The sequence below is a fragment of the Enterococcus sp. DIV0358 genome (genome assembly GCF_051713465.1).
GTDB classification, from domain to species: Bacteria; Bacillota; Bacilli; order Lactobacillales; family Enterococcaceae; genus Enterococcus; species Enterococcus faecalis.
The window spans coordinates 699,111-722,234 of record NZ_JBIOPX010000001.1 but is presented as its reverse complement, the minus strand read 5'-3'; the positions used below and the strand labels follow the sequence as shown (position 1 = coordinate 722,234).

At 35.3% G+C, this 23,124-nt stretch carries 34 protein-coding genes, 1 tRNA gene, 1 pseudogene and 1 other annotated feature; of the genes and pseudogenes, 7 read left to right on the top strand and 29 right to left on the bottom strand.

Annotated features, from left to right (window positions below):
• Positions 1 to 238 precede the first annotated feature (238 nt).
• The 9 genes and pseudogenes from IGK70_RS03600 to IGK70_RS03560 form a co-directional block, all read right to left on the bottom strand.
• A pseudogene (locus tag IGK70_RS03600) lies at positions 239 to 666 on the bottom strand (RusA family crossover junction endodeoxyribonuclease).
• Positions 663 to 1,631 (bottom strand): Lin1244/Lin1753 domain-containing protein, encoded by a 969-nt coding sequence (locus IGK70_RS03595; RefSeq protein ID WP_010712123.1) that lies wholly within the window; start codon positions 1,629 to 1,631, stop codon positions 663 to 665. Before IGK70_RS03595 ends, IGK70_RS03600 begins: the two are co-directional and overlap by 4 nt.
• 181 nt (positions 1,632 to 1,812) lie before the next feature.
• Positions 1,813 to 3,135 carry a group II intron reverse transcriptase/maturase gene (gene ltrA, locus IGK70_RS03590; protein WP_010712122.1) on the bottom strand — a complete coding sequence of 441 codons (1,323 nt, stop codon included), beginning with the start codon at positions 3,133 to 3,135 and terminating at the stop codon, positions 1,813 to 1,815.
• A 589-nt stretch (positions 3,136 to 3,724) separates the two neighbouring features.
• Positions 3,725 to 4,708: a hypothetical protein gene (locus tag IGK70_RS03585; protein ID WP_010712121.1), complete on the bottom strand. Its 984-nt coding sequence runs from the start codon at positions 4,706 to 4,708 to the stop codon at positions 3,725 to 3,727.
• Between the two features lie 12 nt (positions 4,709 to 4,720).
• On the bottom strand, positions 4,721 to 5,200 hold the full coding sequence (locus IGK70_RS03580) for a siphovirus Gp157 family protein (protein ID WP_010712120.1): 480 nt from the start codon (positions 5,198 to 5,200) through the stop codon (positions 4,721 to 4,723).
• 96 nt (positions 5,201 to 5,296) lie between these two features.
• Positions 5,297 to 5,524 (bottom strand): hypothetical protein, encoded by a 228-nt coding sequence (locus IGK70_RS03575; protein ID WP_010712118.1) that lies wholly within the window; start codon positions 5,522 to 5,524, stop codon positions 5,297 to 5,299.
• Complete coding sequence (locus tag IGK70_RS03570) at positions 5,521 to 5,859, bottom strand: hypothetical protein (protein ID WP_010712117.1); 339 nt, start codon at positions 5,857 to 5,859, stop codon at positions 5,521 to 5,523. The genes IGK70_RS03575 and IGK70_RS03570 overlap by 4 nt, the downstream gene beginning before the upstream one ends.
• 44 nt (positions 5,860 to 5,903) lie before the next feature.
• A complete protein-coding gene (locus IGK70_RS03565) occupies positions 5,904 to 6,089 on the bottom strand; it encodes a hypothetical protein (RefSeq protein ID WP_002396620.1) in 186 nt (61 codons plus the stop codon).
• Positions 6,080 to 6,274 (bottom strand): hypothetical protein, encoded by a 195-nt coding sequence (locus IGK70_RS03560; protein WP_010712116.1) that lies wholly within the window; start codon positions 6,272 to 6,274, stop codon positions 6,080 to 6,082. The genes IGK70_RS03565 and IGK70_RS03560 overlap by 10 nt, the downstream gene beginning before the upstream one ends.
• Before the next feature lie 54 nt (positions 6,275 to 6,328).
• Between IGK70_RS03560 and IGK70_RS03555 the strand changes: the two genes are divergently transcribed.
• On the top strand, positions 6,329 to 6,517 hold the full coding sequence (locus IGK70_RS03555) for a YegP family protein (protein ID WP_025189326.1): 189 nt from the start codon (positions 6,329 to 6,331) through the stop codon (positions 6,515 to 6,517).
• Positions 6,518 to 6,542: 25 nt separating this feature from the next.
• Here IGK70_RS03555 and IGK70_RS03550 read toward each other — a convergent pair whose 3' ends face one another.
• The 3 genes from IGK70_RS03550 to IGK70_RS03540 are packed head-to-tail and all read right to left on the bottom strand — an operon-like array spanning position 6,543 to position 7,777.
• Positions 6,543 to 7,265, bottom strand: coding sequence for an ORF6C domain-containing protein (locus IGK70_RS03550; RefSeq protein WP_438775171.1), 723 nt, complete (start codon positions 7,263 to 7,265; stop codon positions 6,543 to 6,545).
• A gap of 14 nt (positions 7,266 to 7,279) precedes the next feature.
• Positions 7,280 to 7,564, bottom strand: a complete 285-nt coding sequence (locus IGK70_RS03545) for a hypothetical protein (RefSeq protein ID WP_002363334.1) — start codon at positions 7,562 to 7,564, stop codon at positions 7,280 to 7,282.
• A 12-nt stretch (positions 7,565 to 7,576) separates the two neighbouring features.
• The gene (locus IGK70_RS03540) at positions 7,577 to 7,777 is read right to left on the bottom strand and encodes a helix-turn-helix domain-containing protein (protein WP_002363333.1); all 201 of its coding nucleotides are present in this window, start codon (positions 7,775 to 7,777) and stop codon (positions 7,577 to 7,579) included.
• A 234-nt stretch (positions 7,778 to 8,011) separates the two neighbouring features.
• Here IGK70_RS03540 and IGK70_RS03535 point away from each other — a divergent pair, with 234 nt between their 5' ends.
• From IGK70_RS03535 to IGK70_RS03520, 4 genes are all read left to right on the top strand, one after another.
• On the top strand, positions 8,012 to 8,437 hold the full coding sequence (locus IGK70_RS03535; protein ID WP_002363332.1) for a helix-turn-helix domain-containing protein: 426 nt from the start codon (positions 8,012 to 8,014) through the stop codon (positions 8,435 to 8,437).
• Positions 8,438 to 8,472: 35 nt separating this feature from the next.
• The gene (locus tag IGK70_RS03530; RefSeq protein WP_438775326.1) at positions 8,473 to 8,928 is read left to right on the top strand and encodes an ImmA/IrrE family metallo-endopeptidase; all 456 of its coding nucleotides are present in this window, start codon (positions 8,473 to 8,475) and stop codon (positions 8,926 to 8,928) included.
• A 41-nt stretch (positions 8,929 to 8,969) separates the two neighbouring features.
• Complete coding sequence (locus IGK70_RS03525) at positions 8,970 to 9,437, top strand: hypothetical protein (protein WP_010819835.1); 468 nt, start codon at positions 8,970 to 8,972, stop codon at positions 9,435 to 9,437.
• Between the two features lie 69 nt (positions 9,438 to 9,506).
• Positions 9,507 to 10,655, top strand: coding sequence for a site-specific integrase (locus tag IGK70_RS03520; RefSeq protein ID WP_078127158.1), 1,149 nt, complete (start codon positions 9,507 to 9,509; stop codon positions 10,653 to 10,655).
• A gap of 87 nt (positions 10,656 to 10,742) precedes the next feature.
• On the opposite strand, the gene rpmA is transcribed toward IGK70_RS03520, so the two are convergent.
• Genes rpmA through rplU form a run of 3 tightly spaced genes read right to left on the bottom strand, consistent with a single transcriptional unit; the run spans position 10,743 to position 11,728 of the window.
• Positions 10,743 to 11,030 (bottom strand): 50S ribosomal protein L27, encoded by a 288-nt coding sequence (gene rpmA, locus IGK70_RS03515; RefSeq protein WP_002355868.1) that lies wholly within the window; start codon positions 11,028 to 11,030, stop codon positions 10,743 to 10,745.
• 12 nt (positions 11,031 to 11,042) lie between these two features.
• Positions 11,043 to 11,387 carry a ribosomal-processing cysteine protease Prp gene (locus tag IGK70_RS03510; RefSeq protein ID WP_104855487.1) on the bottom strand — a complete coding sequence of 115 codons (345 nt, stop codon included), beginning with the start codon at positions 11,385 to 11,387 and terminating at the stop codon, positions 11,043 to 11,045.
• A 32-nt stretch (positions 11,388 to 11,419) separates the two neighbouring features.
• Positions 11,420 to 11,728 (bottom strand): 50S ribosomal protein L21, encoded by a 309-nt coding sequence (rplU, locus tag IGK70_RS03505; RefSeq protein WP_002355866.1) that lies wholly within the window; start codon positions 11,726 to 11,728, stop codon positions 11,420 to 11,422.
• Positions 11,729 to 11,747: 19 nt separating this feature from the next.
• Positions 11,748 to 11,823: a sequence feature (ribosomal protein L21 leader region), on the bottom strand.
• Between the two features lie 172 nt (positions 11,824 to 11,995).
• On the opposite strand from rplU, the gene IGK70_RS03500 reads away from it, so the two are divergent.
• Positions 11,996 to 12,069, top strand: a tRNA-Arg gene (locus tag IGK70_RS03500).
• Positions 12,070 to 12,118: 49 nt separating this feature from the next.
• On the opposite strand, the gene IGK70_RS03495 is transcribed toward IGK70_RS03500, so the two are convergent.
• The 12 genes from IGK70_RS03495 to IGK70_RS03440 all read right to left on the bottom strand — a co-directional run bounded on the left by IGK70_RS03495 (position 12,119) and on the right by IGK70_RS03440 (position 18,754).
• Positions 12,119 to 12,424, bottom strand: coding sequence for a hypothetical protein (locus IGK70_RS03495; RefSeq protein WP_010712113.1), 306 nt, complete (start codon positions 12,422 to 12,424; stop codon positions 12,119 to 12,121).
• A gap of 7 nt (positions 12,425 to 12,431) precedes the next feature.
• Positions 12,432 to 12,716, bottom strand: coding sequence for a hypothetical protein (locus IGK70_RS03490; RefSeq protein ID WP_010712112.1), 285 nt, complete (start codon positions 12,714 to 12,716; stop codon positions 12,432 to 12,434).
• Between the two features lie 19 nt (positions 12,717 to 12,735).
• Positions 12,736 to 14,307: a cutinase family protein gene (locus IGK70_RS03485; RefSeq protein WP_104855488.1), complete on the bottom strand. Its 1,572-nt coding sequence runs from the start codon at positions 14,305 to 14,307 to the stop codon at positions 12,736 to 12,738.
• Positions 14,300 to 14,710, bottom strand: a complete 411-nt coding sequence (locus IGK70_RS03480; RefSeq protein ID WP_002361395.1) for a hypothetical protein — start codon at positions 14,708 to 14,710, stop codon at positions 14,300 to 14,302. Before IGK70_RS03480 ends, IGK70_RS03485 begins: the two co-directional genes overlap by 8 nt.
• Positions 14,711 to 14,788: 78 nt before the next feature.
• Entirely contained in the window at positions 14,789 to 15,073 is a 285-nt protein-coding gene (locus IGK70_RS03475; protein ID WP_002413583.1) for a hypothetical protein, read from the bottom strand.
• A 24-nt stretch (positions 15,074 to 15,097) separates the two neighbouring features.
• Positions 15,098 to 15,493, bottom strand: coding sequence for a hypothetical protein (locus IGK70_RS03470; RefSeq protein ID WP_002414265.1), 396 nt, complete (start codon positions 15,491 to 15,493; stop codon positions 15,098 to 15,100).
• A 35-nt stretch (positions 15,494 to 15,528) separates the two neighbouring features.
• Positions 15,529 to 15,744, bottom strand: a complete 216-nt coding sequence (locus IGK70_RS03465; protein ID WP_029679792.1) for a hypothetical protein — start codon at positions 15,742 to 15,744, stop codon at positions 15,529 to 15,531.
• A 45-nt stretch (positions 15,745 to 15,789) separates the two neighbouring features.
• Entirely contained in the window at positions 15,790 to 16,173 is a 384-nt protein-coding gene (locus IGK70_RS03460) for a hypothetical protein (RefSeq protein ID WP_002373582.1), read from the bottom strand.
• Positions 16,174 to 16,625: 452 nt separating this feature from the next.
• Positions 16,626 to 17,057, bottom strand: a complete 432-nt coding sequence (locus tag IGK70_RS03455; RefSeq protein ID WP_002373575.1) for a VOC family protein — start codon at positions 17,055 to 17,057, stop codon at positions 16,626 to 16,628.
• Positions 17,058 to 17,201: 144 nt separating this feature from the next.
• Positions 17,202 to 17,519 carry a nucleotide pyrophosphohydrolase gene (locus IGK70_RS03450; protein ID WP_002403727.1) on the bottom strand — a complete coding sequence of 106 codons (318 nt, stop codon included), beginning with the start codon at positions 17,517 to 17,519 and terminating at the stop codon, positions 17,202 to 17,204.
• Positions 17,512 to 17,811, bottom strand: coding sequence for a hypothetical protein (locus tag IGK70_RS03445; protein WP_010817122.1), 300 nt, complete (start codon positions 17,809 to 17,811; stop codon positions 17,512 to 17,514). Before IGK70_RS03445 ends, IGK70_RS03450 begins: the two co-directional genes overlap by 8 nt.
• Positions 17,792 to 18,754 carry a helix-turn-helix domain-containing protein gene (locus IGK70_RS03440; RefSeq protein WP_010817121.1) on the bottom strand — a complete coding sequence of 321 codons (963 nt, stop codon included), beginning with the start codon at positions 18,752 to 18,754 and terminating at the stop codon, positions 17,792 to 17,794. The genes IGK70_RS03445 and IGK70_RS03440 overlap by 20 nt, the downstream gene beginning before the upstream one ends.
• A gap of 126 nt (positions 18,755 to 18,880) precedes the next feature.
• Here IGK70_RS03440 and proC point away from each other — a divergent pair, with 126 nt between their 5' ends.
• A complete protein-coding gene (proC, locus tag IGK70_RS03435; RefSeq protein WP_104855489.1) occupies positions 18,881 to 19,696 on the top strand; it encodes a pyrroline-5-carboxylate reductase in 816 nt (271 codons plus the stop codon).
• Between the two features lie 59 nt (positions 19,697 to 19,755).
• Here the strand turns inward: proC and mapP are convergent, their stop codons facing one another.
• Both mapP and IGK70_RS03425 read right to left on the bottom strand, forming a co-directional pair.
• Complete coding sequence (gene mapP / locus IGK70_RS03430) at positions 19,756 to 20,577, bottom strand: maltose 6'-phosphate phosphatase (protein WP_220421727.1); 822 nt, start codon at positions 20,575 to 20,577, stop codon at positions 19,756 to 19,758.
• A gap of 214 nt (positions 20,578 to 20,791) precedes the next feature.
• Positions 20,792 to 22,960, bottom strand: a complete 2,169-nt coding sequence (locus tag IGK70_RS03425; protein WP_002368190.1) for a PTS transporter subunit IIBC — start codon at positions 22,958 to 22,960, stop codon at positions 20,792 to 20,794.
• Positions 22,961 to 23,124: the final 164 nt, after the last annotated feature.

Sequence of the window (23,124 nt, the reverse complement as noted above, 5' to 3'; positions counted from 1 at the left end):
AATTTCATAGTAATGTATTATTAATTGTCTCTATCTGAGATGAAAATGTATCTATAACTAGCTAGCGGAAACTAGTTAGTTTTTTTATACTATTTTTTATTGGTTTTAAAACTACTTAGCTTTTTTATATAAATGTGAACGTCGAATAATTGAATATTAAATTCTTTAAATTTAAGCATCTTCTTTACTCGCTTTCTAACCGAATAATTCTCTTTGATCTGTTTACCCGTTTTACCCACTACACTTGTTCCTCCAAACTTTTAATTTCTAGTTCTGTTCGTGGTCGCATACTGTACAGCTTTTGACAAACCATTACAGCAATTTGACCATCGTTTTTATATAAAATACCTTCAGCAGCATCAGTGACTGCTTTGAAATAATTATCCAAGTCAGATTTCTTATCTCAATATTTCCGCTCTAATTCCACTTCTAAGCGTTTCTTTTTAGAACTTAATAGGGATTAGGAGTAGCGATGTAAAACGTAATATGCGCAAAAATATCCCCTTTTTCAATCAATTCTGGTTTTTCCTTTCGTAGATACACTTTTATCTTTTGTTTATAGGCTCTCATAGCGCTATCTTCATAGGTTTGGACATAATTCCCACGTCTTGCAAACCTCGGTCAACTTTGCGGTTTTGGTTCAATTGGCAGGATAATTCGCATCATTTCCCCTCCAAGTATTCTTTTATTTGTCTATCAAATTCAGCTTGTTCTTCTGGTGATAGCTTTTCTTCTTCACCGTTCGCTTGATTCATCCACTCAGGCACCTTTTCTTGACGAACAGGTTTATTTTGATATTGCTTATTTTGTGTTTTTTTATCTGCTCGTTCTCTCTCGTTATTTAGATAATCAGCATATGTTTTTACACCATTTGCACGCCAATTTTTCAAAATACCAGCAAAATAGCTATATCTTCGTTCATTATTTCTAGCGCAGATATTAACAGCCTCTTTCAATAACTCGAGATCTCCGTCAAAATCAGCAAGATCATATTGTAAATCAGTGATATTAACAGGAGTAGCAGGACTTACATTCTGTGAATAATAGCGGATTAACTCCGTTAGCTTTTCTTCACCTAACGGCTCTTCAAAGAATGCTTTTTCAACCGACGTTTCAGGTGACGACGGGTTGATGTAACTTTCTGTTTCTTTTTTGTTTACTTTACTTTTATTTACTTTACTTTCTCTTTCTTTTTCTCTTTGTGTATTATTGACACCATTAACTACAGTTGAAAGAGAATTATTGCCGTCAATAATCAAATACTCTTCTTGTAAGACTACTTCTTTCCGTTTAGATGTCATCAATTTATATCTTTTTTGAATACCATTTGATGTTAAGATTTTATATTTTTGATATTTATCATGATCAAAAAATCCTACTTGTACCGCTTTGTTTACAACTTCTTCTACTAGACCCTCTTTCGCCCCAACATCGTCAGCAACTAAGAACGCCGAATCTTCATCCCACCGCAAGAAATATCCCATATCTCCATAGATATAACTCAGCAAGCAAAGTAGTATCTCGCAAGTTTGTGGTCCACACGATTTTCGAATTTTTCGATACTTAATATCTTTCAAAAAATCAACATCTAATGAATAGTAGTCAACGCCTTGTTTATATGGCCTTGCCACTTTATCACTTCCTTATTAAGAGGGGACCCCCCCTCTCGACTTGTTTGCTATTGTAGAGTAGGTCGCTGATTTGAAGTTATCTCCTCAGAAACCCCTCGTCAAACCGTGCGTAAGGTTCTCCCTTACACGGCTTTCCCACTGCCTTCTTTCCTCGGCATTATTGCATAATCACCAAACAGGTCTACCTTTTATAGCGTTTACTCTCATCTTCAATCTCTGTACACATTTTGCGTAGTGAGACTAATCCATGATTTTCGCAATACCATGACGGCGGGTGTTCCCTCCACCCTTTTCCAGCCTTTTGGTGTTTCTTTCTAAGCATTATTGTTAGATTATATATAACGTACGAGTCTATTTGTTTAAAGCGTTCTTTAGAATTGCCTGATTTGAAGTAATTTCCCCAGCCTCTCAAGATTGGATTCAATCGTTCTACCACATCAGATAAATTATAGTGTTGTCCATGTTGGATAACCTCTTTTATTTTACCTTTTATGATTTTCATCGATTTATTGGAGGGATAGTAGTATGTTTTATACTTCCCTGTCTTCTTAGACTTTAGTTTCCGTATTGTATATCCCAGAAAATCAAAACCTTCTGAAGCATTTACCACTCTTGTTTTATCTTCATTAATGACTAAATCTAGCTGATCTAAACGCCTACGAGCGTATAAATCATACTTTTCTGGTTCATGATGGCAGACAATGACATAGTCGTCTGCATAGCGCACCAGATGTGCATCATGCTTTCTATTTGTCCCAAATTGATTGTTACTCCAGAATCTGTCTAACGCATTAAGGTATCTATTTGCCAACAGGGGAGAAATAACTCCACCTTGTGGTGTTCCTAATAGATTATTTCTAACTTTATTATTCTCCATGATTCCAGCTTTTAGCCAAAGTTGTAACAACTTAATAACGAATTTATCAGTTATTCTTTCTTTCACTAATAGTATCAGTTTGTCATGTGGAATTGTGTCGAAATATCCTTGGAAGTCAGCATCAATTATCAATTCGCAACCAAAATTTAGGTACTTATAGATTTCTCTGATTGCTTGATTTGCATTCTTCTTAGGTCTAAATCCATAGGAAAATTCTTGAAAATCAGCTTCAAATATAGGTTCAATTACTAATTTAACAGCAGTTTGAACAACTCTATCCTTAACTGTTGGTATTCCTAATGGTCTTTTCTTACCATTGGCTTTAGGGATATACACTCGTTTTACAGCTGTAGGATGGTATTTCTTCCTTTTCAGTTCTCCATGTATTTCATCCAGAAACTTCGTTACACCGTAGTTTTCAATGTCCTTTAACGTCTGGTCATCAATTCCTGCGGCGCCTTTGTTTCTCTGAACACTATTCCATGCAGAGCTAAGAACATCTTTTCGATAGACTTTATCGTATAAATTTCCAAACTTTCGCTTTTTGTCTGCTTTGGCCGATAGATATATCTTCCGTTGGAATACTTGAACCTTTGGTAGAATGTATATAGCCTTTTCGGCAATCATTCAGTTCCTCTCCCATCGACAAGAATAGCAGAGGTAAGGCTCCTTCCCTACACATAGTTTTGTTGTCTCTTTGTGATTATCGGTACTATGAACCTCTCCGACTCCCTATCCTTGCATAAATTAGAATTTCGGTGCTTTCCTTATATCTAATCTTACCCAACTGGGATAGTTGGGACAAGGGAGGGTATCCTTTGTTCCTCACTCTTCTTTCACTACATTCCATCTTCTATATGCCGAGAACTCCACCATAAGTATTCACCAGTTTAGACTTCTGATGGTTCCAGTCTTCGCCCCCGTCCTAAAGGCTAGACAGTTCCAATACACAATGCTTTCAGCTATATCAATTGTGTTGACTTTAACGACACTTAGCAGAAGTTCACTCTCGTTACGGACTGTAGTTTCGCTCGCTCCCACTGACTGAATCAAGACAAAACCTCTTCAAGGTTAAGCTTACTGGGGACAACGTTGGTCGGTACTGCTTCCGCATTTAGATTACTCCGCATACGTACACCATAGCTACCTAACCGAACTGGTTAATTGTTAGGACAGGAATTTCACCTGTTAGAAAGAATGAGGCTTAGCAAAGCACTCAAAATGGTAAATCATCATTAGAAATATCAATTTCTGTTCCTTCAAAAGGAGGATTAGAATCATCAAACAGCTCTTCTTGTTTTTCCACACTTTCTGGCATTAATGAAGAAACTTTATTTCCTAATCGTTCAATAAATTCTTTTGCTTTCATTTGATTAATTTTTTCAAATTCATTAATTCCATAAGCTTTTATAACTTCTTCTCGAGAAAGATTATTTGCCTTAGCAATTATATCGGCTAATGAATATACTTCATCTATTTGTTCTTTTGTAATCAACGGGACAGCATTCTGTTGTCCTTTAGATTTTCCAAGAAGCATATTAGCAGCTTGTTTCATCGCTTCTTGTTTTGCATTTTTTGCTAACCATTCCACATAAGAAGCATCTTCTTGAACGATGTCTCCCAGAGTACGCCCTTTATGTTTACCAAATGTAACTTTCATTAATCGAGCATCTTGTTCATTCATCGTTTCCGTTTGTTCTCTTTGAACAAATTCTTGTAAATCTTCCATATCTTGAGTAAATACTTCGGATAGGCTCGCAATCGTTAACGTAGCATCAATTTGTGCACGTTTTTTTGCCATCTTCAGGCAGGTATTAGCCAAAGTAAGTGGATCTTGTTTGATATATTTTTTCTCTTTCGTGTTGCAATGTCCCATGCCCTCAGTAATCTTCTGTCCATTTTTAGACAACGTACACTTGATTGTATAAGCGAAAAAACCGTTATCATAATCTTGAATCCGTTCAATTTCTTCATATTCACTTGTTACTCCAAATAGCATCTGAATCTTTTCTGCACCTGGCTTTAATAACGTAGGTTTATTTGTTCCTGGAATTAATCCGAAATCTTGTCCACTCTTTAGATTCTCTTGCATTACTGTTTGAAAATTAGATATTGCTTGTAATTGTTGTGTCACTTTACTTAAATCTGCATCCATTACCATATCCATAGAATGGTTTTGATTTATAATTTCTGTTGTCATTTTACTTAGCCCCTATCGGATTTGAATTGATTTTGTTCGAACTAATTCTGCACCCTCAACTTCTCCATGTTTCAATTCTTCTTTCAACGCCTTTTTATCTACTTTAGGAGGTTGCGGAATTAAAAAGCCTGACGGAATTAATTTTTCATCAGTAATTTTTACCGAAGCTTGGTTATTCCGAATACTTACATTAAATAATTCCCCTTTAATTTTTGTTTTACCAACTTTTTCCATTTCCTGTTGCAAATATCCTTTAAGATTATCGACATTAGTTGAAAGTGCCTTTTTTCGTGCTTGTAATCGTTTAATTTCCGTATCCACAATTGACGACGTCCTTTCAAGTTCTTTAATTACTTTCGCTGTATTTTCAACCTTTAAATCGATAGAATCGTTAATACTATCTAACGTATCTTTCAAAGTGCCATCGTCAAGCTCTTCAGCAAGTGATAATACTTTTAAATAATCATTACTAAGTTCATAGAGTGTTGGCATAATTATCTTCCTCCTCATCGTATTCCCACGTTGGCTCTAACACTTCTTTTTCTTCGGGCGGCTCTTGTTTTGCCCCTAACGAATCAAATTCAGGCATTACAATCCCTCCCAAAATAGTTTTATTTTTTCATCTTCCAATTCGATATAATCGACACCTTGCATTTGTAATTGATCTAAAAATAATTTTGTAGCTCCTTTACTGCTTACCACACAACTTGTATTACCGTAAGATGCTGAGGTTCGTATTGATTGGACAATGTTATTCTGTGCGTTTACTAGCATTAATTCGTAAATGTCGTTGCCTAAGCCTCTTACTTCAATCATTTAAACTCACCTCGAGAAATTTTCGATAATATATCTATCAAATCGTTTGGATCATCTGTTACAAAAGTATGTTTATTTTTAGCTGTAGTTTCTGTTTCAATACCGTACATTTCTTTCAAGTGACGATGCATTGGACAATCACAATCTAATTCAGCTAGTTCTTCTTTTACTACTGTATATTGGCTATGTGCAGCAATAGCTACCATCGCATCTTCTCCAACTTGAGCCATTGCCAATTCTCCTTCTGAATCGATAGTGGCCAAAGATAAACCTATATCCTCTTTCTGGCATTCTTTTGCTAGTTTCTTAATCATTTTTTGAATTTTATCGTTCATTTTGGTATACTCTCCTTAGTTAGTCATTTTTTTAATTTTTTGGTTCAATATTTGCCCTGTTCGTTTGCAGACGTTCGGGGCTCTTTTTCTACTATGCTTAATCTCTCTGGATAAACATTTTTATCAGCTGAAACATACGGATATTCTTCAAACAACTTTCGCATGACTTCCGCTTGTGTTTCTCCAATCACATATGTTTCTCTACTAGCTTCACCTACAGCTACATACATTTTTTATCGCCTCCTTTTTTAGAGTATTGATACTTCGCTTCATCCCAGTTAAAAAACCAATGGATAAAGAAAGGTGCACTTAGCGTTGCTAGTATTGGCATTGAAAAGTGATTTTTCAATAACACACCTAGCGCAATCATCACTAAAAATGCGCCTATCAATCGTGCTTCACGTATTGCTTTCATATTTACCCTCCTATAATTTTTTTGATATAATTCAGTTGAAAGTGGGGTGTCAAAATGTTTTTTGTAATAAAGAAAGCTTCTAATAAAAAATACTATTTTGTAATTAAAACCGAAGAAAATGAAGTAATCGCATCAAGTAAGACTTATTACTATAAATCTTCTGTTTTAGAAATTATTGAATCCCTCAAAAGTGATATGGATCAAAAAGCTATTATTGTTGACACTACTTTTAACTGGGGATAAGTTAAGGCTTATCCTTTTATCATTACTAGCCTATTTTTTTAAACATATCTCCATTACCATTAGCCTTATCAATTCTTGCTTGTAATTCTAAGTTAGGCTTCCATCTAGGAATTAGAGCTAAAGCTTCTTCATATCGAATTTTTGGAATGTCTACATAAGAGGCTACATCGAATAATGCTTTCAATTGTTTATAGCAATTACTAAAGGCTGATTGCTTAATACTTGAATCCTGATAAGCCAAGTTTTTTTTGCCACCTAATACTTTGATAACAGTTGATGAAACTAGTCCTTGTATCTTTCGTTGTTGGCTTCTATTAATTGTTGTTTCTGTTTCTAGCTTATCTAAACGTTGATTTACAAGAGTCAATCCACGTTCATGTTTTAACACAGCTTCTAATAACAATTCTGTATTATTAATCGGTAAGTTTGGTTGAGTTTTGAGCAGTTCCTCCATTTGGTTAAAAGCTTCAATGTATTTCAGTTTAAACTTAAGAGCTTTTTGACCAGTGAATCCCATTGCTAGTAACGTGAATCCGTCACGGTTCATAATGATTTGTCTATATTTTTGTTTGTTTTGTGGATGAATATAGCTATCTTCGTAAAATAGGTCTGCGTAATTTTCCGCAACCCCCTCTTTTAAATCATCAATCGCTGCTAAAACATCACGATGATTTTTATTAAACGTTTCTGCGACTTGTAAACTAGTTGTTACTGCTTGTTGATTTTTCGTAATTACTAGATTTTCCATCTTCTTTTCCTCCTTTAAATTTCAAAAGTTTCTTTTAGAAATCTTTGTAATTCAGATCGTTCAATCCGAATATCCTGATTACTCCATTGTTGAATTTTTAAACCTTTTGAAATCCAATTATTCAATTTTTCATCGCCAATCTCTAAAATCTTTCTTACTTGCGATTTGTTAGGATATGGTGGTAATTCAATGGTTTTAGACAATAAATTCAAACGATTTTCAATTTCTTTTAATACTATGAAAGTAATGTTATTTGCTAATTCGTTTTGAACCATTTCATCAGGAATGTTTAACTGCATAAATTACACCTCCTATTTTTCATCTTCTAGTAGATATTCCATTGATACTTTGAAATATTTTGCTACTTTTTTTAGACTCTCAGATGATGGAGTCTGATTAGCAGTTTTTCCCCACTTACTTATTGCCCCATTAGACAAACCTGCATCTCTTTCAACCCTATAGATTGAAACACCTTTAGCAATTGCCAACTTTTTAATTTTTTCGTATACCATAATTTATCTCCTTCCTATAGATTTTCAACTAAATCCGTTGACAAATAATAGATAGTTAGCTATTATAAGTGCATAGCAAATAAACTAAATACTAAATAAATATTTTAGACTATTTGACACCTATAACTGCTATCTTTTTGTACCCTCTCATAAGTACACATTCAGCATAATAGCCGTTTGTCTATTTGTCAATAGCTAAATATCTATTTTTGTATTTTTTTGGAGGAATCTAAAATGAATACCAAAGATAGAATAAAGCAATTAGCAGCACAAAGAAAAATCACTATTGCTGAATTAGAACGTAAACTTCATATTGCAAATGGAACAATAGGAAAATGGGATAAACAAAATCCTTCTATAGAGCCATTAAAAAAATTAGCCGATTATTTCGGTGTAACTACTGATTACTTACTAGGTCGCACTGATACACTTGAATTCAATAAAAAAGATGAAAAAGATGTACAACTGATATTAGAAGATTTAATAAATGGACTTAGCAATGAAAATTCTTTAGCATTTCTGAAAAACGGTGGAGTTGAAATCGATGAAGAAGATGCTGAATTATTACGTGATTCTTTAGAAAGAACCGTACGTCGCTCCAAAATTCTTGCCAAAGAGAAGTTCACTCCTAAAAAATACCGTAGCAACAAAGCCGAGTGAGGTGTGACATTGTGTTTAGAAATGATATTAGAAAAATGGTAAATAAATATGTGAAAAAATTCGATACAAAAAATCCTTATGAGTTAGCAAACTACTTAAGAATCCATATAGATTATGATGATCTTGGTAAGGAATTTATGGGGTATCGTTCACATATTTTACGAATTCCTATTATTATTTTAAATTGTAATAACACAGATCAAGAAAATTTTGAAACTTGTTGCCATGAACTAGGACATCATTGTTGTGGGCATGACACTAATACGCAAACCTTAACTAGACAAGGAAGAAATTTCACTATCTATGGTGTCGAATATGAGGCAAACGTTTTTATGGTTGAGTTGTTGCTGCATGGGATTAATCTAGCAGAATACCCTACACGAGAATGTTTATTAAAAAGTTGTGGTGTTCCTGAATGGGCTGAACGCTATGTTGATTGGGATTATTTGAAAGAAACAGCAGACTATAATAGCTACTATAGTTATTACTAGTACATGAATAATTTTATTATTAAATAAGGAGTTTTAGTTTTATGAAAAAAAGAAATATTATTTTCTCAATGCTACTATCTTGTTTAGTATTATCGGCATGTGATTCCTCAAACGAATATGAGACTGACAGACAAAGCTCGTCAATTGAGAATACTCAAGAAACCTCGTCATCAGTTATTTTTGAAGAAACATATCAGACTAGCTCAATGTATGATAACCAAGAAAAAGAAGTATCTTCTATTACTGAAAAACAGGAACAAACTCTCATATCTTATACCCAACTTGATTGCGAAGATAGAGGATACACTCTAAAATATCGAGGAAAAGATACATGGAATGTCGCTTTAAATTATATTAATAATAAAAATAGATGGATAGTAACCTGTAATGATGTCAATTACGGCAGAATAAAAGCTATTTACGAATGGGATGGTGAGGAAAATTCTGGAGCAACCCTTATTTATTTATTAGTTTCAGGAAATGAATTAGTAAATAATTTAAATAATTAATCAAGATTAGCCTTCTGGCTTTTCTTTTAAAATATAAAAGAACGTATGTTCGAAAGGAGAATTTATGCAATGATAAAACAATATCAAAAGAAAAATGGTGAAAAAGCATGGTACTTCAAAACATATCTTGGTACCGATCCGCTAACTGGAAAAAAGAAGTATACAACTAAGAGAGGATTTCGCACTCAAAAAGAGGCTAAAATTGCATTAACAAGGTTAGAAATGGAAATTCAAAAAAATGGCATTCCCTCTTCCACTAATATAACATTCCAAGAAGTAGCATTTATGTGGCTAGAAAATTATAAAAATACCGTAAAAGAAAGTAGCTACTCTCGAACAGAAATAATCTTCAGAAAACACATACTACCTTCATTTGGAAAAATTGAAATATCAAAAATTTCAACTGCTTATTGTCAGAAAATCGTGAATACATGGCATTCAAAAGGTAGTTCAAAACAATATCCCCTTTTTATAAATTATATGAATCAAGTCTTCAAATTCGCTATTAACATAGGGGTTACCAATCAAAACCCAGTGATTAATGTAATAGTTCCTAAAAATCAAGATATTATTACATCAGAAAAGAAAATTAAATTCTATACAAAAGATCAACTTCAAATATTTTTAAAAAGTATTGAACAAAGCGAAAGTACCTACATTACAATAAGAGATTATACATTATTCAGATTATTAGCTTTTAGTGGATGTAGGATAGGGGAGTTGTTAGCTCTTACTTGGGACGATTTAAACATTAAAACTGGTGAACTACAAATCAACAAAACAATTGCTAAATCTGACCATTATTATGTATCAAATACTCCAAAAACAAAAAAATCAAACAGAACACTAATATTAGATGCAAAAACAATAACTATCTTAAAAAAATGGAAATTAGAGCAAAAAAAATATCTTCTTAAACTTGGTTATACACAACCCTCACGTATTTTCACCAATGAAGAAAATGAATTTACAATAAATCAAGCTATTACAGATAGATACAATATTTATCGTAAAAAGGCTAACTTACCAAACATTGGGCTTCACGGATTTAGACACACGCATGCATCTTTATTATACTATGCTGGTGCAGATCATAAAGAAGTTCAGGAACAATTAGGACATGCAAACATAAAAACAACTTTAGATACTTATACACATCTAACAAATGATGGAAAAGAAAAAACTACCGAAAAACTATCAAAATACATCGGCTTTTAACTAGTATGGTCAAAAGTATGGTCAAATATTTTTCAAACCAACAAAAAAAGCCCAAACCTTTGATAAACAAAGGCTTGAGCTATTACACTAGTTAGCTACTGGATAAACTGATACTTGTTTTTTGTCGCGGCCTTTACGTTCGAAACGTACCACACCGTCAACTTTTGCAAATAACGTATCGTCGCCACCGATTCCAACGTTTACACCTGGATAAATTTTAGTTCCGCGTTGACGGTATAAAATTGAACCACCTGTAACTGTTTGGCCATCAGCACTTTTAGCGCCTAATCGTTTAGATTCAGAGTCACGGCCGTTTGATGTAGAACCGCCACCTTTTTTATGGGCAAATAATTGTAAATTCATAGTCAATAACATAGTCTGCACCTCCTATTTCTCAGTGATTGTTTTTATTTGAATAAATTCAGTATTTTTGTTCTCTATTGATTGTAAACCTAATAAAAGATTTTCTAATAGAATTTGGGCAATATTTTTTTGTTCCTGATTGACAGTTGTTAACATCTCGACATAAAGGTAGCCACCTTCTACATCGTCAACTTCCACAATCGGTTCAAAACCTGCTAAGGCATCAATCCCATTGACTGTGCTAATTGCTAAGGCGGAAACTGCCGCGCAAACCACATCGCTGCCATAAGGACCTGCTTCAGCATGCCCGGTTAATTCGAATGAAACGATTCGGCCGGAGCCTGTTCGTTTAAAAGAACCTTTAATCATTGATAGGCCTTCTTTCCTGTCAACAAGAGAGATTAAGCGTTGATTGCTTCGATCATAACTTTTGTATACGGTTGACGGTGACCTTGTTTACGGTGAGAGTGTTTTTTAGGTTTGTATTGGAAAGTCACGACTTTCTTTTGTTTGCCGTGTTTTTCAACAGTTCCTTCAACAGTTGCGCCTGCAACAGTTGGCGCACCAACTTTTGTAGATTCGCCACCTACTAAGATAACTTCGTCAAAAACAACTTTCTCGCCAGCCTCAACGTTTAATTTTTCAACGTAGATTGCTTGACCTACTTCAACTTTCACTTGTTTACCACCAGTTTTGATAATTGCGTACATGCTATACAGCACCTCCTTCTTCTAGACTTAGACTCGCCATCCCAAGTGATGATTACTCATGCTTAAAAACTTGTTCTGTGCGGTTGTAGCTGTGGAGACCACAATTACAACACTAACTATAATAACAGAACCAGAAAACCTCGTCAATATAAACTCTCTATTTTCTTCACTTTCTCTCTCCAAAAAAACTTCTTCTGTTATTTAAATTTCCGATTGACTTTCTAACACTACTTCCATTATAATTAGCTTTGTTGTGTTACAACTATTGTCATAGTAGCTCAGCAGGATAGAGCATCCGCCTTCTAAGCGGACGGTCGGGGGTTCGAATCCCTCCTGTGACGTAACAGACTGACAAAGACAGCGTTACCTTTAGAGGTGACGCTGTTTTTTTTAGAGTTTATCCAATTCTTTTTGATATGTTCTCGTCCATTCACGTTCTTTTTCCTCTAATTGTTGTCTATAACGATTTCCTTCTTGACGTATCAGATGATCACTTTGTTCCATTGCATGGTAAAATTGCTGTTTGTGCCATTGATCATTTTTCGTTAAATAATTGACTTTATCTACCAATTGTCCAGTTTCTCTTCTAAAGTTTACTAATTGATTACTCAGCACTTCTTGTTGGCGGTGAATTTTATTTTTTTCTTCATAATATTGTTCTTCTAAATATTGCCGTTTTCTTCGCTGTTCCTCCATTTGTCGGTCACTCTCCCTTGACAGGTGTTTTTAAATTTGGTCTCTGGCTTCCTTTTAAAAATTTTTCTGCTGATTCTGCACTTTTCCCCTGCAAAGCTCCGTTCAAGGCGTTAGGTAGGGCACTATTTGTTTGTTGAAACATGGCTTCTGAAAGTTCTTTCAAACTTGCGGTTGTGTTTTGTTTGGTTGTAATAATTCGTGTTTTTTTAGCAGTAATTACTGTCTGGATTGCTACTCGTTCACGAGCTTTTTGTTCTACTTCTAATTTTTCTTGAAATTCTCTTTCATTCATAAGAAAACCCTTTCATTTATTATTTTTGAAATAAACTACTTCTTGCTTGTTGATCGTATGCTTGAATATTTTTAGCAACAGTTGTTAATTTTCCGCTAAAATCAGTTAATTTTTGCTTGTATTGCTTGGCTTGGTTGCTAGTATTTGTTGCTTCAGCGCTATCCCAAAGACGACTTTTTTCGTAAGGAGCAATCATTGCTTGAACTTCTGCATAGGATAGATACTGTCGGATACTCATTGCACTTTCACGAATTTCCTTTGAAACTGTCTGGACTTCATCTTCTGCTTCTTGGAGAATATTTTTCACAAGTAGTTCGTATTCTTTTCCAGCTTGCTGCGCTTGTTTTGCAACTAGTTCTGCTAATTCACTACGTAATTCAATCTTTTGACTACCTGAAGCACTGGCTAAACTTTTCTGAATACGACTCACTTTCCCTTGCCATTGGCTGGCAATTTTTGCTTCGTGAATGATTTTTTCATATTCTTTGATGATTTTCTGGCGATTTTCTTCAGATAGCAGACTTAACAAAAATTGGAGACTGTTTTTAGCTAAGGATTCACCTGAAGCATCCATGATTTTCCCTAAATATTTATCAATAAGTTTGGAAACTTTTACTCCTGCCGCAAAAATATAGCCATGTTCCTTTAGATTGGCTTCTTTGAGAGTACCATCAGGATTTAATTGATACTGACCAAAATCATGACTAGAACCGTATTTGTCCGTCAGTTCAAAAGTAGTGGTGAACGTTTTCGGTAATAGATAATGCACCCGACCAATTTCATCTACCCCTTTTTTATTTCGATTCAACATGGAGACAATATCAAACGCATTCACATAATAATCAATTTTCCCTTGTTCTTCTAATTGTTGAATATTTTCCTGAGCTTGTTGAGACATTTTATTAATGCTTTCTCGCGCATCAGGCCCTTGAAACAATACTACTTTATCAATTTTAGCGAGATCTGCTTGGGGGAGATTGGCCACCGCTTGAATAGAAATCATGGTTCCTAAAGAATGACCTGTAATCGACATAGTCGCATTTGGGGCTTTAGCACTCATCTCCATTATCTTTTGATGCATGGCTTCATTGGCTAACTTTGCTTGAGGCAAATAGGCATTAAATAACGTAAAGGAACCATTATTATTGACCCAATCATTCAAATTATTCCCTGACCAACCTTTTTTCACGTCCATTGAAACGCCGTCACTACCGCGAGTGGCAAAATATGTATGTTGCGTTTTTGGACTCAAGGTCGGCGTATCTGTTACATAATAAGAATTATAGCCAGCTTTCTCATCTGTTAATAACCCTTTTTTATAAACCTTTTCCCTACCTACCCAGTTTTTTTCTTTGATTGTTTTTACAGTGTTGTCGGGTTGGAGGTAGACAGTACTGGCGTCATTTCCGTGGGCGTCTTTGGCGTTGGGAAAATGGAATGGAATAGCTTTATCTTTTTCTAAAACTCTTTTTTGTTTTTTTGTCATACCATTTACAAAGTTGTATCTAACTCCCACACTATTTTTTCGATTATGATATGAACTTTGTGCTAAATCAGCATAAATATTATATGGACTGTCTAAACTATTCATTTTCTAATCCCTCCAATGCCTCGTCAAAATTATTGGTTGCTATTTCTTCCATTTCAGTAGGTCTTTGTATATTGTTTGGTAAAATTTGAATTGTTCCCCCGTCTATTTCATTGTTAGCTAGGTCATATAGCTCAATATCCACTATATACATGTTTCTAGTGAAAGCGCCACTATCTTCTATCCGAAATGATTTCCAATCATACTTGATAATATTTATATTACTTTTCGGATTTCTCCCTTTAATATACTCCGTCATTTCTTCTTCATGCTCCTTCAAAAAAGCAATTTGTTTTTCTTTTTCTGTTGGTTCATTCATCTTCTTCACTCCAATCGTTCCGATTATAACTATTGCTATTATTGTTGCGATTAATATACCAAATTTTATTCGCTTTTTATTTTTCACTTTTTCACCTCCTTATTATGTATGAGGAAGAGTTGCTATGTGATTTTTTCTATTTTGATTGTTTTTGATTGACTTTTCCTATGTTAATAACCCTTTTTTATAAACCGTTTCCCTACGTACCCAGTTTTTTTCTTTGATTGTTTTTACAGTGTTGTCAGGTTGGAGATAGACAGTACTAGCGTCATTTCCATGGGCGTCTTTGGCGTTGGGGAAATGGAATGTAGCATGCTTTTTGGTTTCTATTTCTTTTTTCTTTTCAGGTGTTAATCGGTCATGAGGAAAAGAGTATTTTTGAGGTCTTCCATTATAAGCTCCTTGAGCTAAATCGGCATAGATATTAAAATATTCCTTTAAATTAGCCATTGTTGTCACTACTTACTTAAATATTTAGTATCTTTCAAAATTTAATATTTTTGTCGGCTTCTTTAATGAGTCAACATCAATTAACAGTTCAAAGATTTCTGTATCATTATACAAACCAGTAATATCAATCGTATAAACTTCATAAGGAATTCCACCTGCATCTCGTTGATACGTACTGTAGTTTTCATAGTCAAAACTCACTTTTTTTACTTCAGGTTGTCCTTTTTTATTTTCTGAAGTAATATAGAATTTCTGAGATTTAATGTACTCCGTCATTTCTTCTTCATGCTCTTTCAAAAAAGCAATTTGTCTTTCTTTTTCTGTTGGTTCGTTCATTTTTTTCACTCCAATCATTCCAATTATGGCTACTGATATTACTGCGATTAAGATACCAAATTTTATTTGCTTTCTATTTTTCACTTTTTCACCTCCTTATTATGTATAGAAAAGAGTTTCTATATGCTTTTTCCGATTTGAATTGTTTTTACAGTATTATCAGGTTGGAGATAGACCGTGCTAGCATCATTTCCATAGGCGTCTTTGGCGTTGGGGAAATGGAATGTAGCATGTTCATTTATCTTAAGATCTTCTTTTTGAACTTGTGTCAATTTAGCAAACATCAACCCTTCTTTTCGACCGATGTATGCTCCTTGATCTAAATCAGCATAAATATTAGTATACTTTTCTAAATTTGCCGTTAAATTTCATCTCCTTAACTATGCAATATTTTTTATCTCAGTCGGATTTTTTACATTATCTGGAAGCACATATATTTCAAACCCATCTAATTTTTTACCAGTACCATCAAAAATAGATACTTCAACAGCTATAGTTTTTGGGCTAAAAGCCATACTTTGAACTTCAATCACTGATTGCCAATTATACGTAACTTCTTTAACATCATATTTTTTTAAAAGTACATGTTCACTGTCATACTTTACATACTCCGTCATCTCTTCTTCATGCTTTTTCAAAAAAGCAATTTGTCTTTCTTTTTCTGTTGGTTCGTTCATTTTTTTCACTCCAATCGTGCCGATTATGGCTACTACTAGTATTGTTGCGATTAATATACCAAATTTTATCCGCTTTTTGTTTTTCATTCATTTAGTCTCCCTTTGTATCTACATACAAGAATTAATCTTTCGCTTTCTCCTTTTATTCCATTGTTTTATCGAGATTTTTACAGCCAGTTTTTCTTTGTTTACAGTTTATCAAAAATCAATCTGGCATTTTCTCAATTTTTTTAACGTTAGATTAATTATTAGAGAATATTGCTGTATTTCTATGACACACTGACTTTCTATCTCCAATTTTTTACTGCCTTGTTGATCACTACAGGATCATTGGTATTTTACTTCTATTGTAAAATAAAAAAAGAGCGTGGGACAAAAATCACTTTGGATTTTTGCTCCACGCTCAAAAACTAATAAACGGCGGGAACAGAAGCAACTCCTTCGGAAATAAGCCGAAATTCTCCAAAAATTAAAGAACAATTTCCGGAAATTCCTTCTTATTTCTCGGAGTTAAACACTTCTGTCCCGACCTCTCCTTACTACATTTCTTTTTCTAAAATTTCTGTTCGCTCTTCAAAATTTAGTTCTTGGTTAATTTGATGTACCATCCACATGTAACCAAATGGATCAACAAATAACGAATTTTGAATAGCTCCTTCCATCATTTCTGTAACTGGTTGCATCTCAATGCACTTATTTGCTAAGGCTTTTTTATGAGTTTGCACAATATCTGCTACCGTGATATTGAACCAAATTGTATTGGGATGTTCTGAATCTGGTGCATTTAAACCAAATTCTTCATTAGCATCTAACATATGGAACCGAGTATCATATAAGTTAAACACTACTTCATTCCTTCCAACAGGATACTTTGTCGCTTCAACTACATGGACCTCAAAGATTTCTTTATATAAAGCTAATGCCTTTAAACTATCACTAACAATAAAATCAATTTCTGTGCCTGTAATCATTGATTGTTCCTCCTTAAACTTTTTTGCAGCAGAAAACTACTTTTTATTTCTGTTTTCCGCAAACCCTTCAGAATTTCTTAATACTGGCTATTTTCCACTTCATTATTCTTTTTTAGAAGTTCTTCGATTCATTTGTTTCAACACTTATTTTTCTGGCACTGGATATTTCACCGCATTTTTCTTCAACTTTTCTTCGATAATTTCGTCCAAATCAAACCCTAAATTATCAGCCATCATGTAGGAGTAAATGAGAACATCAGCCAATTCTTCTTTGATTCGTTCTTCTTGTTTGATGCCTTCTTCTGCTGTTTTCCATTGAAAAAGTTCTAACAATTCTGCTGCTTCTAAACAAATTGAGAGCGCCAAATCTTTTTCATTATGGTGGGGGCGCCAATTTCTTTCATCACGAAATTGATTAATTTTTGCCATTGTATCCATCTGTTCCCCTGCTTTCTTATTCATTTGATGGCAACTGAAACCCATCGAACGTTTCACCATCATAGTATTTTAATAACTGTTCTGTAGACAATAACGAGGAAGTTATTTCTTCCTCTTCAACAACTGCTTGATTCTCTTCTCTATACAACAAATAAGCCTGTAAAAGCTGTTGGTAGAGTTTTTTTCGTGAAGAGGCTTCCACTGAAAGAAACGTTAATTCTTTTAAGTGTCCGCGATAGACAGGCAAATCATCAACGAATTCGATTGGTAATTCTACTACAGTTAACTGAAATTCTTCAAAGATTTCTTCGTACATCTGCCATTCCTTCTTTCTGTCGATATTGTTTTGGGGTCATGCCCATTTCTTCTTTAAAACGTTTATAAAAAAAGGCTTTGTCTTGATAGCCGATTCGTTCAACAATCGTTTGAATCGATAAATCTGTTTGCTTCAAGTAGTTTTTCGCCAATTGGATTCGGTAGGCTAAGACAATTTCCGTAAACGTTTTGTTTGTTTTTTCTTTTAAAAAATTCGATAAGTAATTCGGATGAAAATGAAATTTAGCGGCGACTTCTGCTAAAGTGACATGTGCAATCTGTTGCTCAATATACGCTAAAATCACCTCAACACGTTGATGATTCGACAAATAATTATCTTGCATCTTTAAAGCTTCTCTAGGCAGTTGACCTAGTTCCACCATCAGCAAAACAAAGGCCGCTTTGGTCACTTTATTATTAAAATAGGCCATTTTCACAATTTGTTTCAGTAATAATAGCGAATAGACGTGGACATCCGAATTTGGCTGGCTGGCAAAAACGAAATATCGAGGAATGTTTTCAAATTCACTGCTAGCAATTTCTGTAAAAAAACGATACATGACTGGTTCTTCCGCCAGCTGATTTAAGAGCGTATCAAGAAAATAGTGCTTTTTAAAATAAAATATAATCATAGACATTCCTTGCCCCTGATAGCTAACCGAGGTGGCCTCATTGACAATCATGACTTGGCCAGCCGAAAACGAACACCTTTGTTGATCCAAATAAGCATTGCCATCTTGCTCTAAACAATAGAGCATCCGAATAAATCCTTTCGGAACGTCAATGGTTTCCGAAGATGCCAACATAAAGCCCGCAATTTCTCGATGCGGATTTTCCTTAAATTGCGCTACTTCATTCTCAAGAGCATTGGTAGTGGTTAAATAACAATCTAAGGTCTCTAAAAACTGATAAAATGCTGCATATTGCTCTTCTTTGCTTGCCAATTAATCACCTCATAATCCAACACTTTTTACTTTACTCCCTCTATTTTTTTCTTTGGCGTTTCCTTCTATACTAGATACATGGTAACACGAAAAAAGAGATTCAACAGTTTTTAGGAGGAATTTTTTATGAAAATTAGTTTTATCGGTGCTGGAAATATGGCATCCGCTATTGCCAAAGGTGCGCTAAAAAAGCAATTTATTGCCGCAGAAAACCTTTATTTTTATGATATTCAAGTCGAAAAAACCGCCGCTTTTGCACAAGAAATTGGTGCACACGCGGTTGCTTCACCACAAGAAGCCATTGCAGTAGCTGACTTAGTTATTTTAGCGGTGAAACCGCAATTCGTTCAAGCGGCTTTACTTGAAGCAAAAGAAGCAATTTTAGACAAGCAACCGTTAATTGTTTCCATTGCAGCAGGTACGACTATTGCAGAATTGTATCAACTGTTTGAGACTACCCAACCGCTTCGTCTTGTTCGTGTGATGCCCAATATGAATGCGTTGATTGGCGCGGGTGCAGCAGCTGTTTGTGGCAACGCTTTTGCATCCCCTGAAGACATCCAGACTGTTTTATCATTGTTTCGAGCAGTTGGCCAAGCTTGGGAATTAGAGGAACAGTATTTTTCGATTTTTACTGCTATTGCAGGTAGCACTCCTGCGTATGCTTTCTTATTTATTGATTCGATTGCCCGAGCAGCCGTTAAAAATGGTATGAACAAAGAGTTAGCCTTAGAAATTGCCACACAAGCTGTACTAGGCAGCGCTCAAACTTTGGCAAATAGTACAGAGAATCCTTGGACTTTAATCGACCAGGTCAGTTCTCCTGGTGGAACCACGGTTGCTGGGATTGTCGAATTAGAAAACAATGCGTTTATTTCAACAGTCATCAAAGGGATTGAGGCCACCATCCTTCGGGATCAAGAATTAGCCAAACAAAACTAAGAGGAATAGTTACATGAGCGAGTAAATAAGAAAAAGCGCTGAAAATTCAGCGCTTTTTCTTATTTTAGTTGAATGAGTAAGCCAAAATGATCACTGACTATCGGTGTTTTCCTACCATCAAAAATTACTTCATATTTTCGTACGTGCCACTGTTTTGGAACAAATGCGTAGTCAATCCGCAAGGCTGCTTCATTTTCTTCCCAGCCATCTATTTTTTTCTCTACTGTCGCTTCACCGCTTGTCTCTTCCGCTACCACAAATGCATCTTGAATCGGCAAGTAACTATTTTCCACTAATTGATAGCCAGTTGTACCAGCTGGGTTGTTTAAATCGCCTAAAATGACTAACGGTTGTTGCCCCGTCGCTAAGTATTTCTCTAATTGTAGCCATTCATAGGCAAAACCTGTACAGGGTGTTTCCCACCAAGAAAAGTGACCAGAGACAACAGTAAGCGTACCTTTTGAACTCTCTGTCTCCGCCACTAAGATTTTTCTTGTTCGATAATTCGTTGGTTCTTGGCTTTCTGAAATAAGGAGAGCTTCACTAGTCAACGGACATTTCGAAAGTAGTGCGTTCCCTTCTTCATAAATAGCGTAACCAATGTGGCTCATTTCCCAACTCCAATAATAGTGTTGGCCTTTTTCAGCTAGATATTGAACGATTAGATATGCAAAATTATCTTCATGGACCGGTGTTTGGGTCGCCACGGGACAAAAAGTAGTTAACTGTTCTAACGGCACTTTCTTGGAAGCGACTTTCTGATTCACTTCTTGTAAAGCAATTATTTCACTTTCAGAAGATAAAATCACCTTGGCAATCTCCTCTAATTTTTTTAATGGTTCTTCTAACCAGCTATGAGTATTGATTGTTAAAAGATTCATCTTTTCCCCTTCTCTTACATGTTATTAGGTCTGTGAGTGGGACAAAAATCACTTTGGATTTTTGCTTCACGCGCAAAACCTGATAAACGGCGGGAACAGAACCAACTCCTTCGGAAATAAGCCGAAATTATCCAAAAATTAAAAAGCAATTTCCGGAAATTCCTTCTTATTTCTCGGAGTTAAACGGTTCTGTCCCGACCTCATACCTAATCATTTAAATTTCAATCTGTCCGATCACAGTTCCCGCAGTGGTGGTTCCTAGTTGGTTAATAACTACTTGTTCCACTTTGTCGCTGTTTGTAAAGGCGACAATAATCGTTGTTTCTTTGCCAGCTTGTTCAATCACATCCAAGTTCATTTTAGCTAGTTTCGTCCCAGCTTTCAATGATTGTCCTTCTTTAACAAAAGATTCAAAAGCAGGAGTTGCCATTTCAACTGTATCAATCCCCATATGGACAAGTACTTCGATGCCTTCTTCTGTTTGTAGCCCAATCGCATGTTTGCTTGGGAAAACACTTAGAACTTTCCCCGAAATTGGTGCCACCACCTCTCCTTCTAGAGGCTTAACTGCAAATCCATCCCCCATCATTTTTTGTGAAAAGACAGGATCATTGACTTGCGCCATTGGAATAACTTCCCCTGTCGCTACAGCCACGAAATCTTTTTTCTTACCTAAGAAATTCGTTGTTGGCACTCCTGCTGTACTTTCTGCTATAACTGGTTCTGGAATGTCAACGCCGGAAGCTAGTAAATCTTCAATATCGGATTTTAAAACATCAGCTTTTGGTCCATAAACGGCTTGAACGCCATTATCTTTCACAATCAAGCCCATTGCGCCTGCCCGTTTCCACGCCTCTTCCGAACCGACTTTTTCTCGATCCTTTACACTGACACGTAAGCGTGTCATACACGCATCAACTTCTTTGATATTTTGTTTACCACCAAGTAAGTAGACAATTTGCGCGATTTGCTGATCGACGACGCCTGAACCAGCCGCGCCAGATGCGATTTCTTCGCCGTTATCATTGTCATAGTTTCCATTTCTTCCAGGTGTTGCGTAATTAAATTTTTTAATTAAGAAATTGGCTAAGAAATAAGTGACAACACCAAAAATGATGACCATTAAAACAAAATTGATTAAATCGCCACCTAAACCAGCTTTTATTGCTAGCGGTGTTCTTGTTAACAATTCAATATTTCCAAACGAATGCACACGCAATGGTAAAATATCAGCCATTGCAAAAGCAGCACCTTGGATCACCGCATAAATTACATAAAGCGGCACTGCAGCAAACATAAACATGAATTCTAGCGGCTCTGTCACACCAGTTAAGAAAACAGCTAAAGCAGCAGAAAAATACATTGATTTATATTTAGCTTTTTTATCTGCATCGACATTACGATACATCGCCAAAGCCATCCCCATTAAAATCCCTGAAGAACCAATCATTTGGCCTACTTTGAATCGAGCTGGTGTCCAATTTTCTAAGACAAACTGATACTTGCTCATATCACCAGCGCCTTTAAGATTCACTAAGTCTGTTGCCCAAGCCAACCATAAAGGATCTTGACCAAAGACTTGGGTTCCAGCTTGTGCGCCAGATAAAATTTCATACGTTCCACCTAATTGTGTATAGTTGATTGGAATCGTCAACATATGATGTAACCCAAAAGGTAATAACAAACGTTCCAACGTTCCATATAAGAATGGCGCTAAAATAGGTGCACTATCTTGAGATTGCGCAATCCATAACCCAAAATTATTAATTCCCGCTTGAATATTTGGCCAAATAAGTGCTAATGCAATTGAGACAATTGTTGACCACAAAATAACGACAAATGGGACAAACCGTTTACCATTAAAAAATGATAGCGCATCTGGTAATTTCCGATAATTGTAATACTTGTTGTAAGCCATCGCACCGACAAAACCAGCAATAATCCCTACAAAAACACCCATATTTAATGCCGGAGCTTCTAAGACACTTGTAAAGAATCCCTTCACCATAATCTTGGTGCCAAATAAGGTATGCGTGAAAGCTTGTTCATCAGCCAACATTTCATTTGTTACACCAAAAATGGCTCCAGTAATACGGTTGATTAAAACAAAAGAAATCCCCGCTGCAAATGCGCCACCTGCACGATCTTTGGCCCAACTGCCACCTATTGCTAACGCAAATAGTAAATGTAAGTTGCCAATAATTGCCCAACCGATACTCTCCAGAACTCCGCCTGTTGTTACTAACAAGCCTAAATTAGGATCGATTAAAGGAAGCGATTTCCCAATACTAATCATTAAACCCGCTGCGGGCATTACTGCCACAACGACCATTAAAGCTTTCCCGAATTTTTGCCAAAACTCAAAACTAAACATTTTTTTCATTCCTGCCACTCCTTACGCAATCGGTTTCGTTATGTTGCCATTATATACTCCTGTTTCCTTTTTGTAAATGCTTTAATTCCAAAAATATTGTGGAAAACAACTCCCTACTACTTAACCCCTTTTTATTTTGTCTTTTAATAAAGCAAATAAACCTCCTTCTATCC